The 15605-nt window shown below is 55.0% G+C and carries 21 protein-coding genes; 15 read left to right on the top strand and 6 right to left on the bottom strand.

Annotation, left to right across the window (positions count from 1 at the left end; genetic code table 11):
• The first annotated feature begins 74 nt into the window (after nucleotides 1-74).
• From NB231_RS12085 to NB231_RS18680, 9 genes are all read left to right on the top strand, one after another.
• Nucleotides 75-326, top strand: a complete 252-nt coding sequence (locus NB231_RS12085; RefSeq protein WP_050756102.1) for an AbrB/MazE/SpoVT family DNA-binding domain-containing protein — start codon at nucleotides 75-77, stop codon at nucleotides 324-326.
• Between the two features lie 37 nt (nucleotides 327-363).
• Nucleotides 364-714 (top strand): type II toxin-antitoxin system VapC family toxin, encoded by a 351-nt coding sequence (locus tag NB231_RS12080; protein WP_005003237.1) that lies wholly within the window; start codon nucleotides 364-366, stop codon nucleotides 712-714.
• A gap of 109 nt (nucleotides 715-823) precedes the next feature.
• Complete coding sequence (locus NB231_RS12075) at nucleotides 824-1192, top strand: type II toxin-antitoxin system RelE/ParE family toxin (protein ID WP_005003236.1); 369 nt, start codon at nucleotides 824-826, stop codon at nucleotides 1190-1192.
• The gene (locus NB231_RS12070; protein ID WP_005003234.1) at nucleotides 1123-1407 is read left to right on the top strand and encodes a helix-turn-helix domain-containing protein; all 285 of its coding nucleotides are present in this window, start codon (nucleotides 1123-1125) and stop codon (nucleotides 1405-1407) included. Before NB231_RS12075 ends, NB231_RS12070 begins: the two co-directional genes overlap by 70 nt.
• Nucleotides 1408-1977: 570 nt before the next feature.
• Nucleotides 1978-3333, top strand: a complete 1356-nt coding sequence (locus NB231_RS12065; RefSeq protein ID WP_232210464.1) for a flippase — start codon at nucleotides 1978-1980, stop codon at nucleotides 3331-3333.
• 397 nt (nucleotides 3334-3730) lie between these two features.
• Nucleotides 3731-4210 carry an ATP-binding cassette domain-containing protein gene (locus NB231_RS12060; RefSeq protein WP_005003230.1) on the top strand — a complete coding sequence of 160 codons (480 nt, stop codon included), beginning with the start codon at nucleotides 3731-3733 and terminating at the stop codon, nucleotides 4208-4210.
• Between the two features lie 83 nt (nucleotides 4211-4293).
• A complete protein-coding gene (locus tag NB231_RS12055; protein ID WP_050756101.1) occupies nucleotides 4294-5085 on the top strand; it encodes a sulfotransferase family 2 domain-containing protein in 792 nt (263 codons plus the stop codon).
• An 84-nt stretch (nucleotides 5086-5169) separates the two neighbouring features.
• Nucleotides 5170-6348 carry a hypothetical protein gene (locus NB231_RS18685; RefSeq protein WP_156776998.1) on the top strand — a complete coding sequence of 393 codons (1179 nt, stop codon included), beginning with the start codon at nucleotides 5170-5172 and terminating at the stop codon, nucleotides 6346-6348.
• 126 nt (nucleotides 6349-6474) lie between these two features.
• Complete coding sequence (locus tag NB231_RS18680) at nucleotides 6475-8481, top strand: HAD family hydrolase (protein WP_156776997.1); 2007 nt, start codon at nucleotides 6475-6477, stop codon at nucleotides 8479-8481.
• A 246-nt stretch (nucleotides 8482-8727) separates the two neighbouring features.
• On the opposite strand, the gene NB231_RS12040 is transcribed toward NB231_RS18680, so the two are convergent.
• From NB231_RS12040 to NB231_RS12020, 5 genes are all read right to left on the bottom strand, one after another.
• A complete protein-coding gene (locus tag NB231_RS12040; RefSeq protein WP_005003222.1) occupies nucleotides 8728-8928 on the bottom strand; it encodes a hypothetical protein in 201 nt (66 codons plus the stop codon).
• Nucleotides 8929-8946: 18 nt separating this feature from the next.
• Complete coding sequence (locus NB231_RS12035) at nucleotides 8947-9252, bottom strand: HigA family addiction module antitoxin (RefSeq protein WP_005003221.1); 306 nt, start codon at nucleotides 9250-9252, stop codon at nucleotides 8947-8949.
• Entirely contained in the window at nucleotides 9252-9437 is a 186-nt protein-coding gene (locus NB231_RS12030) for a type II toxin-antitoxin system RelE/ParE family toxin (protein WP_005003220.1), read from the bottom strand. Before NB231_RS12030 ends, NB231_RS12035 begins: the two co-directional genes overlap by 1 nt.
• Before the next feature lie 553 nt (nucleotides 9438-9990).
• Nucleotides 9991-10404: a type II toxin-antitoxin system VapC family toxin gene (locus NB231_RS12025; protein ID WP_005003218.1), complete on the bottom strand. Its 414-nt coding sequence runs from the start codon at nucleotides 10402-10404 to the stop codon at nucleotides 9991-9993.
• Nucleotides 10401-10643: an antitoxin gene (locus NB231_RS12020; protein WP_005003216.1), complete on the bottom strand. Its 243-nt coding sequence runs from the start codon at nucleotides 10641-10643 to the stop codon at nucleotides 10401-10403. The genes NB231_RS12025 and NB231_RS12020 overlap by 4 nt, the downstream gene beginning before the upstream one ends.
• Before the next feature lie 543 nt (nucleotides 10644-11186).
• On the opposite strand from NB231_RS12020, the gene NB231_RS18675 reads away from it, so the two are divergent.
• From NB231_RS18675 to NB231_RS11995, 6 genes are all read left to right on the top strand, one after another.
• Nucleotides 11187-11357, top strand: a complete 171-nt coding sequence (locus NB231_RS18675) for a hypothetical protein (protein WP_005003209.1) — start codon at nucleotides 11187-11189, stop codon at nucleotides 11355-11357.
• Nucleotides 11358-11694: 337 nt separating this feature from the next.
• Entirely contained in the window at nucleotides 11695-11922 is a 228-nt protein-coding gene (relB, locus tag NB231_RS12010) for a type II toxin-antitoxin system RelB family antitoxin (protein ID WP_005003207.1), read from the top strand.
• 58 nt (nucleotides 11923-11980) lie between these two features.
• A complete protein-coding gene (locus NB231_RS17865; protein WP_198007366.1) occupies nucleotides 11981-12172 on the top strand; it encodes a type II toxin-antitoxin system RelE family toxin in 192 nt (63 codons plus the stop codon).
• Nucleotides 12173-12466: 294 nt separating this feature from the next.
• On the top strand, nucleotides 12467-12652 hold the full coding sequence (locus NB231_RS12005) for a hypothetical protein (RefSeq protein ID WP_005003198.1): 186 nt from the start codon (nucleotides 12467-12469) through the stop codon (nucleotides 12650-12652).
• A gap of 249 nt (nucleotides 12653-12901) precedes the next feature.
• Nucleotides 12902-13996, top strand: a complete 1095-nt coding sequence (gene glf, locus NB231_RS12000) for a UDP-galactopyranose mutase (RefSeq protein WP_005003197.1) — start codon at nucleotides 12902-12904, stop codon at nucleotides 13994-13996.
• Between the two features lie 96 nt (nucleotides 13997-14092).
• Nucleotides 14093-14806 carry an ROK family protein gene (locus tag NB231_RS11995; protein WP_005003196.1) on the top strand — a complete coding sequence of 238 codons (714 nt, stop codon included), beginning with the start codon at nucleotides 14093-14095 and terminating at the stop codon, nucleotides 14804-14806.
• Between the two features lie 90 nt (nucleotides 14807-14896).
• Here the strand turns inward: NB231_RS11995 and NB231_RS11990 are convergent, their stop codons facing one another.
• Complete coding sequence (locus tag NB231_RS11990; RefSeq protein WP_005003195.1) at nucleotides 14897-15478, bottom strand: Uma2 family endonuclease; 582 nt, start codon at nucleotides 15476-15478, stop codon at nucleotides 14897-14899.
• Nucleotides 15479-15605: the final 127 nt, after the last annotated feature.

Below are 15605 nucleotides of genomic sequence, written 5' to 3'. Positions count from 1 at the left end.
CCCCTTCCCGCTAATTGCCACTATAATAATGCGCCCCTTAATATTTAACGAATGGTGTGTGAGCAAGATTAGCCATGACTATAGCTAAGGGGCGTGTCTCCCAATCAGGGCGCATTAGCTTGCCTGCGGAGTTTCGCAAAGCAATTGGTCTCGAGCATGGCGGCGATGTAGTGATCGAGCTTGACGGGCGCGACATCCGCATCCGCACCGTCGACGAGACGGTTGCCCGAGCCCAGGAGTTGACCCGGCGCCTTCTTGCGGGCAAGCCTGAAGCTTCCCTGGATGCGTTCCTGCAAGAGCGGCACCGAGAGGCCGAACAGGAATGATTCCGGCGGTGCTCGACGCCTCGGCACTGCCTAGGCTATGCTGCTCAGCGACCCCGGTGCCGAGAGGGTTCGTACGGAGCTACCAGGTGCAATCATGACGACGGTGAACCTTGGCGAAGTCGTCGGGCACTACGCCCGCAATGGCGTCGCCGAGACCGATATCCATGCCGTGCTCGACCCTCTCCCTATCGAGCGGATCACCTTCGATGAGGAGCTTGCCTACGGCGCCGGACTCCTGCTTCCGGTGACGAAGCCGTTCGGGCTCTCCTTCGGCGACCGCGCGTGCCTGGCTTTGGCGCAGCGTCGCGGCGCACGGGTGCTCACCAGCGATAAGGCTTGGCGCGGTATCGTCGATATCGGCGGTGCGCAAATCGAGCTAATCCGCTGAAGAGACACATAGCGTACCTCCCCCTATCAACCAGACTGGCGGTTTATATCAGAAATGAGATAGCTTTATCTCGATGCGGCGCATAACGTTCTGAGGCGATAGCCTGGATGTGATTCGCAGTTTCCCTACGGGGGCACGGCAACAGGCAGGCTTCCAGCTGGATCGGGTTCAACGCGGACTGCGAGCGGATGACTTCAAGCCGATGAAGTCCATAGGCCGGGGCGTTGAAGAGATTCGCATACGTGACGACGGCAATGCCTACCGCGTGATCTATATTGCTCGCTTTGAAGAGGCAGTGCATGTGCCGCATGCCTTCGAAAAGAAAACCCGGGAAACCCCTAAGGCGGATCTTGACGTCGCCAAGCAGCGGTTACAGCGGCTTCTCGCGCAGGGGAGGAACATATTATGGTGGAGAGCCAGCAATTCGATAGCGTTTGGGATGCCGTGGAGGATAGTCGGGGCAAAGCAGAAAACATGAAGCTTCGCTCCGAGCTAATGATCCTAATCCACCAGTATGTGGAAGCACTTGGGCTCTCACAACAAGAAGCGTCTAAGCGACTCGGGATTACTCAACCGCGACTGAGCGACCTCATGCGCGGTAGGATCGACAAGTTCAGCCTAGACAAGCTCGTGAACATCCTGGCGAGTGCCGGCAAGCACGTCGAAATCCGTGTCGTGGATGACGCGGCATAGCTCGAGCGTACTTTTTGGCTCCAGAGGAGCATTCTCGCGCCGCCTACCGAGAGCAGCCATCCTGGAGTGCGCTGGCTCTAGCCGTAGTAGGATGCACAGGCCAAAAGCCATGAATGCTCCGGGCTGACGGGGCAACCTCACTCCAAACCGAAGCCCGAGGCTTCGCTCTCTCCCGTCATACCGGCGCAGGCCGGTATCCATCTTGTCTCAATCGGAATTACGCAAGCGAGAGATTCTGTGCAACCGTTAGCAGAACCGCGAGCCCTAAAGCGGTTTGATAGGAGGCCATGGACAAGGCAGGCGTGCGCAGAAAAACCGTGGCGGCTCAGAGAGCCGCGATGTTCGGCGTAGTTCTCCCAGCAAAGTGGGACCGGGCCGGGCCGTGCTGAACAAAACCAATGAAGACCATCGAACGCTCAACGTCTGTAGGAAACCTCGAATAACTCCCGAATTCCGTCATCCCGGCCTACGCAGAGATGACGATGCGAAATGTGATTTTTCGAGGTCCCCTGTAACCTCTGAGCATTAGTGAACGGCTGAGTGAGAGCATTGCCGGTCTGCGCAAACACCATGGCAAATCATGCAAGGGCACCGACAGGACAAGCCGGTCAGGCCACTCTACAGATGCGCCCGCAACAGTTGATCCAGGGCATCCGCGCCGATCTGCGCCGCGACACCGAACGCGGTCGACTGGTCCGCTCTGCGGCCATGACAGCGGCGCTGAAGATCGGCGCCACGCTGCTGGCGTTTACCGCCAGCCTGCTCTATGCACGCGCGCTCGGCCCCCACGATTACGGTCTGTACGCCTATGTAATCGCGTGGACAGCCGTGTTGGGGATTCCAGCGAGCCTCGGGCTGCCGGCCTATCTAATTCGGGAGGGCGCCCGGCGCCCCGAGAGTCTCAAATGGCTGCTCCACTGGGCCAACCGGCGCGTAATCGGCGCCGGACTGCTGGCTGCCGCGGCACTCGCGAGCGCGGTGTTCATCCCGGCGGCCGCCGGCGCGCGTTGGCTGTTCGTGATCGCAGCCCCCCTGCCGCTCCTAGGTAACCTCGCCGCCATTCGGGTTAGCCTGCTGCGGGTGCAAGGCGCGTTCTTCCACAGCCAATGGCCGCAACTGCTGTTAGCGCCCGCATCGATGCTTGCAGTACTGCTCGCGCTATGGTTTTGGCAGGGCCGTCTCACGGCCACCGATCTGACGGTGGTCATGACACTCAGCGCACTCGCACCCTTGGTCATTAACGAATTGCAACTGCACAGGATTAGGGGGTTTTCCAGCAAGGTGGCGCCCACTGCGACGACCCTGCGACAAGCCCTGCCGTTCATGTGGCTCGGCATGCTCTACCTTGTAAACAGCCGAGTCGACCTGATCATGCTCGGCGCGTTGCAAGGGGCACAGGCGTCGGGTGTCTATTCAGTAGCGACTCGCGCCGCCGATCTCGTCACCTTCTTCCTGATAGCGGCAAATACGGTGATTGTGCCGCGCATCGCGCACCTATACCAGCAGGGCGAACACGCGAAACTGCAACGGCTTATCTCTGGCGCCGTATCGCGGGTATTCCTGCTTACCCTGCCCGTCGCCCTGGTCTTTGCAGTATTTGCGCGCCCGCTCATCGAGTTCTTGTATGGGCCAGCCTATGCGCCCGGCGCCATCGCATTGCAAATTCTAGCGCTCGCCCAGCTTTTCAACGTGTTCGCCGGCCCCACGGGGAACATACTAAACATGACCGGCCACGAGCGCCTTTCCATGACGGGCGTCGGCATCAGTGTCGCCGTCAACGTGACGCTGAACGCTCTACTAATCCCACGCTTCGGCGTGGAAGGTGCCGCGATCGCGACCGGAGCCAGCCTCGCGGCCTGGAACATCCTGCTGTGGTACTGGATTCGTAACCGACTGGGGCTACGCCCGAGCGTACTGTATCAGTAAGGGGATGCATAGACTTATGCAGAATCCACGCATCACCACGCCTCTGACCCTAAGAAGGGAAATTCGCCTGCAAAGCATCCACTACACTTATCCCACTGCACTCCACAAACCCGTCTCCGAAAACTACACCCTAGCGATAACCGGCAGCATCGGCATCGCCGGCAAAAACACTCTCATGAACGAATGGCACTTACTTAAGCGAATAAATTCTACTATATCAATAAATTACAATAGCGCGCCTCGGCGGCGACACAAAACGATTTCAATGGCTTATGATGGGGGCGAATCGTCAATTTTCGGCTGGGATCGGTTTGAACAACGCGATTGCAATATCCTAGTCTATGCTCCTACACTTTATTTTCAGTGACTTACGGCTTAAGTAAGTGCCATTCCTCTCATGAACCTGTTGCTCGACCCGCTGCAACCGCAACAAGGCTCTCTCAGCGTAGATGGTAAAGCGATAAACGATAGCAACATCGCTGCCTGGCCGCGCGCGATTGGCTATGTACCGCAGCACATCTACCTGGCCGATACCAGCGTGGCCCAGAACATCGCCTTTGGAATTAAAAAGGAAAATATTGATATGCAAGCAGTAGAGCGCGCTGCGCGTGCCGCGCAAATCCATGACTTTGTCACACACGAATCGCCTGAAGGGTATGACACTCCCGTTGGTGATCGCGGTATCCGCCTTCCTGGAGGACAACGCCAGCGTGTGGGTATTGCCCGAGCATTGTATCGCAGCCCTTCGGTACTGTTCTTCGACGAAGCGACCAGTGCATTGGACGCACAAACCGAGAAAGCCATGAACGAAGCGGTCCGCAGTCTATCTGGCAGCAAGACCGCTGTTTTGATTACCCACAAAAAGGTGTCACTCTGAGGATGCCACAAAACAGTTGCAGTCGTAGCAGTTTACCAACATACACAGGAAAGAAGAAGTTGGAACCAAAGCTATAAGACTGGATGGCGAACCTGATGATGGCGATTTCTTTGATGGCCCAGACCATGAGACCGTTAATATTATTTCGGAACAAAATGTTTTTTGCACTACCACATGACATACGACGAGCGCTATTTGCTCAACTTCACCCAGCCCGCTTCCAATTATTACAAGAGAAGCGATCAGCTAATAGCGAGTCGTCGTTTAGTTTGTTTGATAAACACGAGTGTATTTTTATACACATCCCGAAAACAGGCGGAAGCTCAGTGGCAATTTCTTTATTTGGAAAAATGAAACTTGGTCATAACACTATTACTAAGCATTTAATAGTTTACTCACATACCGATTTCGACAGATACTTTAAATTCTGTTTTGTCAGAAACCCGTGGGACAGGTTGTTTTCTGCATACAACTACCTAAAAAATGGTGGCGAGGCACGCAATGAAAATGATCTCAAATTTTGGAATAAACACAAGCTTGAAGAGCTAAAATCATTCAATAACTTTGTGCGCACTTGGGTAAATAAAGATAACATATATGCCCATGTACATTTCATACCACAATATAAATTTATTTGTCACCCAACGACACAAAATATACTGGTAGATTACATTGGCCGATATGAAACTATAAATGAAAATTATATTCATATTAGGCGGAAACTTGGCTTGCAGAATGGCAGCTTAGAGTATAGGAATAAATCTCGTAACAAAGAGCTATTTAATTACAGAGAGATGTACTCCAAAAAATCGATAGATATAGTAAAAAATGTCTACCGATACGACATCGAGTTATTTTCTTATTCATTTGAGTAAAATTTTTTCAAACCCGTACCGCCGCTCACTAAAACATAATTTTTCGTATGATTACCACTAATATCGCATTCATCTATTAATGCAATGAAAGTACTCGTTCTTAACTCGCATGAGGATGCCGGGCGCATATATGGGAACGCGCTCTCAACTGAACAAATAACTCCTATCTATGTTGACGACCGCAAGGCGGCTGCTACGCTATTTCTCGACAAGGAAAAACCAGACTTGGTGCTTCTCAGCCTGGAGTGGTTGCCATTCCAGAGGATAATTGCTGTTGAAGCGCGCAAAAGAAATATTCCAGTGCTTTATGTCATGGATGGTGTAATCGAATGGTCGTACATTTGGAATAACCATAGCTTTGTTTTAAAGACTGGCACTGTTCTCCAACCACTTATTGCAAACCATATATCGGTAATAGGTCGACACCAAGCAAGAATACTTTCAGCCATGGGGCTTGGAGATAAAATCAGTGTAATTGGTTTACCCAGGTTAGACGGATTTTCAATAAAAAGAGTAATACAATCGAGGCAACGTCCCACGTTATTAATCTGCTGCGCGCGCACACCGGCCCATAATAACGACCATCACATAAATGTGATACGTGCACTTTCTGATATCAAAAAATTAACAGATAAACTAAATATAGATTGTGTGTGGAGAATTACAAATGGGCTCGCTCAGGCATTGGGCGTGAGAGCTGCCAACGGGCATTTGACCAAATTACTGGCAACATCCTCCGCCATGATTGCATTTCCTTCCACTATCGCGCTTGAAGGCATGCTTTCCGGGTTGCCAACTGCAATCATAGAATACAGGCCCGTGCCCATATATATTGATACGGCATGGGAGATACGCAGCTGCGATCATATTTATCCGGTAATAAACGAACTACTGTATCCGCCGGCAGAAAAAATAGCATATCAAGCATATTGCCTAGAAGAAGAACTTAGCATCGGCAATGCTACCGAAAATCTTCGAAATCTGATATTAAAACTTGGGAATGGAGAATATGACGACAGCAGAACCCAGCCGCAGTCTGCTTATGGTCCGCTAGATTTCAAGCTTGTTCACTCGCAAATTAGCTGTTTTTCTTCTTCAGCTACCGCAACCCTTCAATATGCGTCTGACGCCTACATGAAAAAAGAAAAAGAGCTATACGAATGGTCAGAAGAAGTAAAAAGTACGCTGGTTATTAAGTTTATACGATTGCTGCGGAAAGCGCCACTGTTCCGAAAAATAAATAGACTACTAGATCTTATTTGAATTATTTTAGAACCACAAATCATGATGACAATGCTGGAATAATAATGTAAATACTTGATTTATCGTTAGAGCGTTCTAGGTACAATATTTTTGATATTAGTTGTAATGGAATGAGGGCAATCAATAATGATAGGCAGGACAACCAAGTCGGCTTACTCGTTCGACGTGTTCGACACCTGCATCACTCGCACTTTTGCGCACCCGAGAGATCTGTTTTATGAACTCGGCGTGCGCCTTACACCGGAAAACTTAAACAATAATGAAAGACATAAATTTGCAGCACGATTCCAGTCGCTGCGTATACGCGCAGAGAAAATAGCTCACAGAATTGCACAACCGCGTCAGACGGTAACCATAAAGAATATCTACGAACAGTTACACTTGCCTCACGGTCTACCTGTTCAAGTGCACGAACTGATTCACGCGGAAGTCGAGCTTGAGCGTGAGAGTATTTACCCCATTCCAGCAGTCGTTTCCCAGATCCGTCATCTTCGCAAAATTGGTAACCGAATTATTTTCATTTCGGATATGTATCTCCCGTCTTCCGTTCTTGCGCCCATATTGATGGATTGTGGTGTGATGGAAAAAGGCGATGCACTGTATGTGTCCTGCGATGTCGGCGTCAGCAAGCATCATGGCCAACTCTTTCATCACGTCCTGAACGCAGAAGGATTGGAAGCGGCGCAACTCATTCATAGCGGAGATAATCTTCATGCAGATATTCGAATGGCTTCTAACGCAAACATAAAGGCTTGCCACATTCGAGACGGCATGCTGACCGCTCAGGAAGCTCGTATGGCTGGGCGTCGGCTGCCAAGACACCGTGGGCGTTCGTTCCTGGCTGGATTGACCCGGCGATTGCGCCTATCTGTGGGTACAGATGCCGACCACGAAGACAACCCGCTGGATCACCTAAGACATAGGATTGTCGTCCCCTTCCTGCTGGCGTACGTCATCTGGGTTCTGGACCATGCGAAGCGCCACGGCTTACGCCGGCTTTATTTCGTGGCTCGCGACGCGGAAATCTTGTTTCGGATGGCGCAAGCACTGCAGAGCGGTAGTGATGTTTTAGAGCTACGCTACCTGTACGGATCGCGCCGGGCATGGCTACCGCCCTCGATTACGCCGGATAATACTGATTGGCGGCGCTTCCCCGTGACCCCCGGGCAAAACAACAGCAGGCACGACATCACAGTGAGAATGGGCCTGGACGACGATGTCCGGGAGACCATCCGCAGGCATCTGTCCTGTAGCGTCACCGAGTGGTCGAAGCATTTACCCTACGATCAGGCAAGCAGGTTTCTGGACGAGCTAATGGGGAACGCCTCTACCCGAAAAATGGTCGTTCTGTCAGCTGCACGGGAGCGTGATATTGCACTCTCGTACTTCAGGCAAGAGGGGTTGTTCGACGACACACCCTGGGCTTTGGTCGATGCGGGCTGGTCCCTGAATTCCCAGGCAGCCCTTAAACGTATCCTGGACATCGGAGGGGAGCCACATCACGCGCCAAAGGGTTATTACCTGGCCTTGGCTCGTGACCATCTCAAAGAAGCTCAGGCAGGCATCGCCTATCCATTCGTTCCCAAAGCTGGCTCCCTTTTCTCCCGACGCCGAGTCATCATTGAACACTGTTTTCTCATCTCCACGCATGCGACTACCCGTGGCTACCAAATGAAAAAAAATCAGCCTGCCCCTGTCTTTGGTAAAGAACTCCGAGGCGAAGCTGAATTAGCGTATGCAGCGAAGCTCCATGAAACAGCGATTTCCGCCGCACAATTGGTCGCTGCTGACCCCGCGATTTCCTCCGCGTTGACCGAGCACGTTGGCGAGATACTTTCCAATGTGGAAAGCTTTCTGCGACGCCCAAATGCGGCAGATGCGCACGCAATGGCTCTGTTCGGCACTGTCGCGGACATGCGGCACGAGAAAACGTTCGTAGAGTCGCTATGCCGCCCACTGCGTCGGAAGGATGTATGGACCGTCTTCTCCAAGGCGATATCCAAAAAAAAGAATCTCGAATCCCCTCCCTTCATGTGGCTCGAAGGTTCGATGGCCCTTTCTCCATGGCATGTTCGCATTCCTCTGGAGTTTGCGCTTTTCGCTGACGATCTTCGAAACTTCCTGAAAGGATGAGTAACTCAATCGGCCGAAATACTGTGAGCTTCAATTTGTATTTTTACCGCTTTTTTTAATACATGAGTGTCTTACCCTGCTCGAATCCTCAATCGCGCTCCGGCCCACCTTCGCCCCGCTTCGCAGATATAGAGAACGATCTGTGAACTATGTGTATTTTTGGCCGCTGGACACTCCGTTTGCCCATCCAACGCGCTGGCTGCCGGATAGGCGAATTCCTCGATCCCCGATACGGGTATCATAGCCTTACGGCAACTCATCGACGATGAAGTCGTAGATTTGCGCGGCATGTGTGGCGCGCTCGACGGCCTGCATATCGATGTCCCTCTTGTTTACGCCGAAGGCGATGTTTTCAGCCACGCTGGTGTCGGCCAAGTAGATGTGCTGCGGAACATAGCCGATGGTGCGCTGCCATTCGGACGCGCAGCCAATAGGCTTGCTCGTCATTGTTCGCCTTCCTCTGCCTCATCCTGGGGTAAAGCGCTGCACTTCAATTTCCCCTGCCCGCTGGCGCATGGTGTAGGTATCGTGCCATGCCTGCATGCGCAGTAAGGTATCCATGCTCACCCCGAACGCCTTTTCAATCCGCAAGGCCATCTCCGGCGACAGCCCAGCATGGCCGTTTACGAGATCGGAGAGGCTCGCGCGGCGCACACCGAGAATTTCAGCCGCCCGGGCAGTGGACAGCCCAAGCTCGTTCAGAATTTCCTCGCGAATGAACTCCCCAGGATGCGAGGGCTTCATTCCGAGTTTAGTAATTTCTTCGCTCATCAGTGGTAATCCTCTAAATCCAGATTGACGACTTCGCCATGCTCAAGGTCAAACGTCAGCCGCCAGTTGCCGGATACTGAGATGCTCCATGTTCCGGTCCGCTCCCCTGAGAGCGGGTGAATGCGCCAGCCGGGCGGGCCTTGCAGGTTGTTCATATCCTGCGCACTTTGTAGCGTGGTCGACATTATATGGAGCTTAATCAGAAAGCTTAGACGGCCAATTTCTGAACTCAAAACCACGTTCTAAGGAGGGAGTGCGATGCCCTGGGCCAACCGGAGCATAGAGGCCAGGGTATGTCTGGCACATCACTCACCGCCGCCGCCATCGGCAGCAGTTTCCGTTGAAGTTTGCCCGGCGCCGCTGACGCGATAGGCTGTTTGAAGTTCGGAGCGCTTCGGCCTGTGTGTGCTGAGGTACCGTATCGAGGAGGGCGCGATGCACGCCGATCGGAGTGCCTTACCGTTGGAAGCGCGGAATTTGTCGACCGCGACCAGGAGGCCTGGGTGGTGCAGCGTACCACCGCCAGACGATACGAAGGGGGATGCATATGCGCTGCGTGAGCCGCCGTGCCCTTACGGCAGCAGCTTTCCCCAAAAATGCTGGTTCTGAGACACGCCAATCGAGTGGAACTGGCTGGTTGCGATACTGGAGCAGATGCGCTGCTGCATCAGATTCTTCATGGCTCCCCCGCTAAAATAAATTAGGCTCGTGACCGCGTTCAGGGAAAAAATAATTCGTTTATTCGGACAACCAATTCTTGATCTTGAGGCCCGGTACGCGCTCAAATTCTCGCAAGTTAGCAGTGACGATGGTGAGCTCCAACGCCAGCGCGTGTGCCGCGATCAACAGATCGTTCGGGCCGATCAGGGTGCCCTGCTGCGTGAGGTAGTGACGGATCTCTCCATAGCGGCGGTCCGCCGGTGGCTCCACCGGCAGGACTTCCAGCGCGGATAACAAGAGATCGATTCGTTCGGCGAGTTTCTTTGATTCCGACTTTTGTACGCCATAGCGCAGTTCCGCAGCAACGACGATACTGGTGCAGACGGAGGCCTCACCGACCTCGGCAATCCGGCTGGCCACCAGACCTCGTGGATGCCTGGCCAGATCCGAGACGATGTTGGTGTCGAGCAGATAACGCAGCGCCACGCTCAAAGATCCACATCGTCCAGCGGCGCCAGATCCTCGTCGACGTCGGGGAATGGCTCGTCCAAGGGATCGAGGGTAGCCAGCAGTGCCAGCAACCGGCCCTTTCGCAGCGGCTCGACGATCAGGCGGTCACCTTCCTTGCGCACGATCGCTTCATCCCCCTCCAGCTCGAACTCGCGGGGAATACGCAAGGCCTGATTGCGGCCGTTGCGGAACAAGCGGACGTGACGCTCTGGATCAGCCATGCTCACCCCTACGGAATGACATATGCCTAAGCATATGTCATGACTCGGAGTCCGTCAACGGCAGCGGCCTCACCGTCGGTAATTGTCAAGGTACTTGTCGCATCTGATCACCTTCACGCCACGTGCTTTTCTGGCTTGGCGGGCGTGACCTTCGACTCCCGCTGGGAATTAAGCGAGATCACCCGGATCGGCTCCCAGTTGCGGGATTTGCCACTCCAGCAAGAAGCCGGGTGTTGCTGGCGGGCATCCGGACGGATAGCGTCCGCCGCTCTTCCCATGCGCGGACTCTCGGCAAGCATTTCAATGCACTGCTTCATCCTCTCGGTGTCTTTTTCCGCCTGTGCAAAACCGAACTTTCCTATCGTCCTACCGGACCTTCGGCAAGATCATCGCGGAGGATTTCACCTGGATGAATCGGGGGCATGCGGCTTTCAGGTAAGGCCTTTTTCATCGGCCGGCAGACCGGAGTTTGAGACATCACAAGGCAGGACGTGAGGACGTAAAGTTCAGGAAGCTGTATTTCCATATTTTCTGAGGCCGGAAATGTCGAAGCTCACGATCGATCTACCCGAACAGAGGCGCCGCGCTTTGAAGGCGGCCGCGGCAAGACGCGGCGTGACCATTACCCACCTCATCGAGGAGAGTTTGCGTCTAAACGGTATTCGCACGGATGAGGAAATCAGCAACCTGATGGAGCGGCTGCGCCGGCAGTAGTGTCGTCGCGCGTGAGTTGGCCGACGCCGCCTACCGCGTGCCTGGTGATCGACCCCCGACCGCACATTGCAGGCAACGCCTACGCCATACGGCCTATCCGTTGAGACTTTGGAGCGGCCGTTTCCACAACTGCCCAGACGCACGTTGCAACGCCGTCTGGCACGGCTTGCGGCCGATGGGCGGCTGCGCGCTTCGCCGCGGACGGATAGGCGTAGCAGTAGCAGTGCGATGACGATCAACCTGCTGTAGCCAAGTGAAAACCAGCGCTTACCCCAGCCCTTACCTGTACCTGACTGCAGATGGATGCTACGGCTTACATTTATCCCAGGAGGCGACCATGAGCAAACAAACCGCAATCCGCCTGTCGGATGAAACATATGCGCGCCTTCAACGCTTGGCAGAGCGCACGGGCCGCACGGCGACGTATTATATTCGCGAGGCTGTCGAAGAACATCTGGACGATCTCGAGGATATTTACCTGGTCGAGCAGGTTCTGGAGCGTGTGCGGCGCGGAGAAGAACAGACGATGAGCCCGCAAGAGTTCTGGCGTGACCTGGAGGATTGAGTACGCTCGATTGGTTCGAAAGACGGTCAGGAAATTCGATCCGTAAACGCGACAGTGAATTCGCGACTTTCTCGAACAGCGTGTGGCGTCATTAGACAATCCACGCCGGATCGGGAAGTCGCCCACGGGCAAATACTCGGTGTTGTGGCGCTATCGTGTCGGCAATTACCGCGTCATCTGTGAACTCCAGGGCGAAGCCCTCGTTGTGCTCGTCGTCCGAATCGGGCACCGAAAGCCAGCATATAGGTAAGTGGATGAACCGGCCAGGAAATTGGGTAAAATTCAATTTCTTACGGCGCTATAAGCTATAAGGTAACTTCTCATTAAGTCCGGCAAGAAGACATTGAAGAGAGTGGTTCGTTGCTTACCATCAACAATAAGCACTTGATAATTTTGCATTTAATGCACGACCGTAATCTTATCCCGCCACCCCGCACACATTACGCCCGGACTTAATGAGAAGTTACGCTATAAGTTGATCAAGCAAGCTCTGCCCTAGCCCGACCCCCTGCGTCTGCGCTACCGCGATGCGCTCATCGCCGTCGTGAGCGGCATCGTGCGCAGCGGCTCCGCCATCACGCCACCCGCAGTGCGGCAGTTGGCCGGCACATCCGTTGCCGCTGAGGATGTGAACGCATTCGTGGCCATGGCCATCAATGAGCTGCTGCAGTTGCATGAGGACAATATCGCACGCTATCGGCTACGTCCTTCCGAATTCCAGGAATGGTAGGAAGAGAACGATCTGTGAACCATGCGGATTTTTTGGCCGCCGGTGCGGGCTATGCTGGTCGCGTGATAGCGCTTCGAGCGGACCGAGATCCATTTTTTCTTGGGGAAAAGCGAGATGGATCCCGGCTTGCGCCGGGATGACGATGCGAAATAGGACTTTTCGAGGTTCCCAGGCCGTTTATTCCCCCGCTTTGCCGGAACCGCACTCGAACTCGCCGCGGGTTGTCGTCCGATACTACAGAACAATCGCATGAAATCGCTGAGCACCCTCATCGTCGGCGCCGGCTACGCCGGCAGTGTCGTAGCGCGTGAACTGGCTGACGCCGGCCAGCGGGTGTTGGTGATCGACCGCCGTGCGCACATCGCGGGCAATGCCTACGACGAATACGACGAGCACGGTGTACTGGTGCATCGCTATGGGCCGCACATCTTCCATACCAACGGCGAGCGCATTTTCGAGTACCTGTCGCGGTTCACCGAGTGGCGGGCGTACGAGCACCGCGTACGCGGCGTGGTCGACGGGGTGGGCTATCCGTTTCCGATTAACCGGGACACGCTCAACCGGCTGTACGGGCTGGAGCTGGATGAGCAAGGTGCGGCCGCCTTCTTCGAGCGCGTGCGCGAGCCGCGCGAGCCGGTGCGCAGCAGCGAGGACGTGGTGCTGAACTCGGTCGGGCGCGACCTTTACGAGAAGTTCTTCCTCAACTACACCCGCAAGCAGTGGGGGCTGGAGCCCTCGCAGCTCAAAGCCGGCGTGGCGGCGCGGATCCCGGTGCGCACCAACACCGACGACCGCTATTTCACCGATACCTTCCAGGCCATGCCGAAGCACGGTTACACGAAGATGTTCGAGGCTATACTCGATCACCCGAACATCACGGTCGAGCTCGGCGTGGATTTCAGCGCCCTCCGGGACCGGATCAAGGCCCGGCATATCGTCTACACTGGACCGATCGACGCCTATTTCGACTACCGCTACGGCCGCCTGCCGTATCGCTCGCTGCGCTTCGAGCACGAGCACTTGCCCGATGTAGCGCAGTTCCAGGAAACCGGCACGGTCAACTACCCCAACGAGCACGACTACACGCGCATCACCGAGTTCAAGCACTTGACCGGCCAGCACCATTCCGGCACGTCGATCGTGCGCGAGTATCCGCAGGCCGAGGGCGATCCCTACTATCCGGTCCCCAGAGCCGAGAACGAGGCACTGTTCAAGCGCTACCAGGCGTTGGCGGAGCAGGAATCCGAGGTGACCTTCGTCGGCCGGCTGGCGCAATATCGCTACTACAACATGGATCAAGTCGTGGGCGCGGCACTGGCGAGCGCCAAACGTCTGCTCGGTTGAGCGCACACATCGCTGTCCGCCTAGCCGCGTCAACAGCGAAGTATTATCTTATTAAATACAAAGCAATACTCTAGAGCTGAGCGAGGGAGCTCGAAGGTGGGCGCAGACACCACAGCAAAACGCGGGGCCGCGGCGCAACGAGACAGAATCGTTCTCGCGATCGACATCGGGGGCTCGCATGTCAAGGCTCGCCTGAGCACAGGCAGCGAAAAGCGCCGGATCGATTCCAGCGCCGATATGACGGCCGAGGAGATGGTCGAGGAAATGACGAAGCTCACCGCAGACTGGGATTACGATGCAATCGGAATCGGCTACCCGGGTCCAGTTTCCGACAATCGGCCCGCAGCCGATCCGGTCAATCTCGGTCCGGGCTGGAAGGATTTCGATTTCGGCGCGGCTTTCGACAAGCCGGTTCGGCTTGTCAACGATGCGATGATGCAGGCGATCGGCAGCTATCAGGGCGGGCGCATGCTGTTTCTCGGTCTGGGTACCGGTCTCGGCTCGGCGCTGATCGTCGAGCACGTCTGCGTACCGCTGGAACTGGCCCATCTTCCCTACAAGAAGCGCAGCACATTTGAGGATTTCGTCGGCGAACGGGGCCTCGAACGCCGCGGCAAAAAGAAGTGGCGCAAGTCGGTCTGCAAGGTGATCGAAAAACTACAAGCTGCGCTTTTGCCGCAGTACATCGTCATCGGGGGCGGCAATGTCGACGAACTCAAGAAGCTGCCGTCAAACTGCCGCCGCGGCGACAATGAGAACGCCTTTGCCGGTGGCTTCCGTCTGTGGCTCGACCCGACCTTGAAGATCTGAGTACAGCCGCGACACCTGCTCGCCGTGCAGAATAGGCGAAAACACAATCAAGGACGCTCCAGAGATTGGCGCACGGAAGACGGCACTGAATTATGGCTCGCTTCGTACGCTCTCGACGGGCGGGAGATCCGCGTAGATCGTGTCGATATCCAACGCCGTATCGAGGCATTCGATCGGCACCGAGCCTTCGCGGACCCGGTAAGCGTGCCAGTCATCACGGCGGCGATGAAGCTCTGCCAGCGGCTCGTTCTGGGACAGCAGCAAGTATTCCTGGAGGCTCTCAATACGGCTGTAGGCGAGCAGCTTCTCGCGGCGGTCGATACGCTCGGTCGCCTCCGAAAGCACCTCCACGATGAGACACGGGCGCTGCCGGTAATAGCGGGCGCGGTCATCGGGATCACAGGCGAGCATGAGATCCGGGTAATAAAACGCATCCTCGCCGGCAACGGTAAGGTGGACTTTCATGTCCGCCATGAAAAGCTGGCACGGGATGCCGCGGACAAGCGGATGCAGGGCGGCGAAAAGATTGCCGGCAATCAGGTTGTGCCGATCGCTGGCGCCCACCATGGCGTAGATATCACCGCCGATGTACTCGTGGCGCCGCTCACTCAGGAGCTCGCCTGCCAAGTAGTCGTTGACGCCGAGATGATTGCTACTTGTCCGGACAGTCATCGCGTGGCTGCTCTGCGCTTTAAGTGCCCCTTTCAGTCTAATACGCTTTACAATGGCTATTGAGCGTCGACCCGCACTGGCGCTCCTCAGCCACAGGCATTCTTGCCAAGAATATCCAAGACATCCA

The organism is Nitrococcus mobilis Nb-231 (genome assembly GCF_000153205.1).
Classification (GTDB): domain Bacteria; phylum Pseudomonadota; class Gammaproteobacteria; order Nitrococcales; family Nitrococcaceae; genus Nitrococcus; species Nitrococcus mobilis.
The sequence above is the reverse complement of the archived record's forward strand: the minus strand, read 5'-3'. Positions and strand labels throughout refer to the sequence as shown.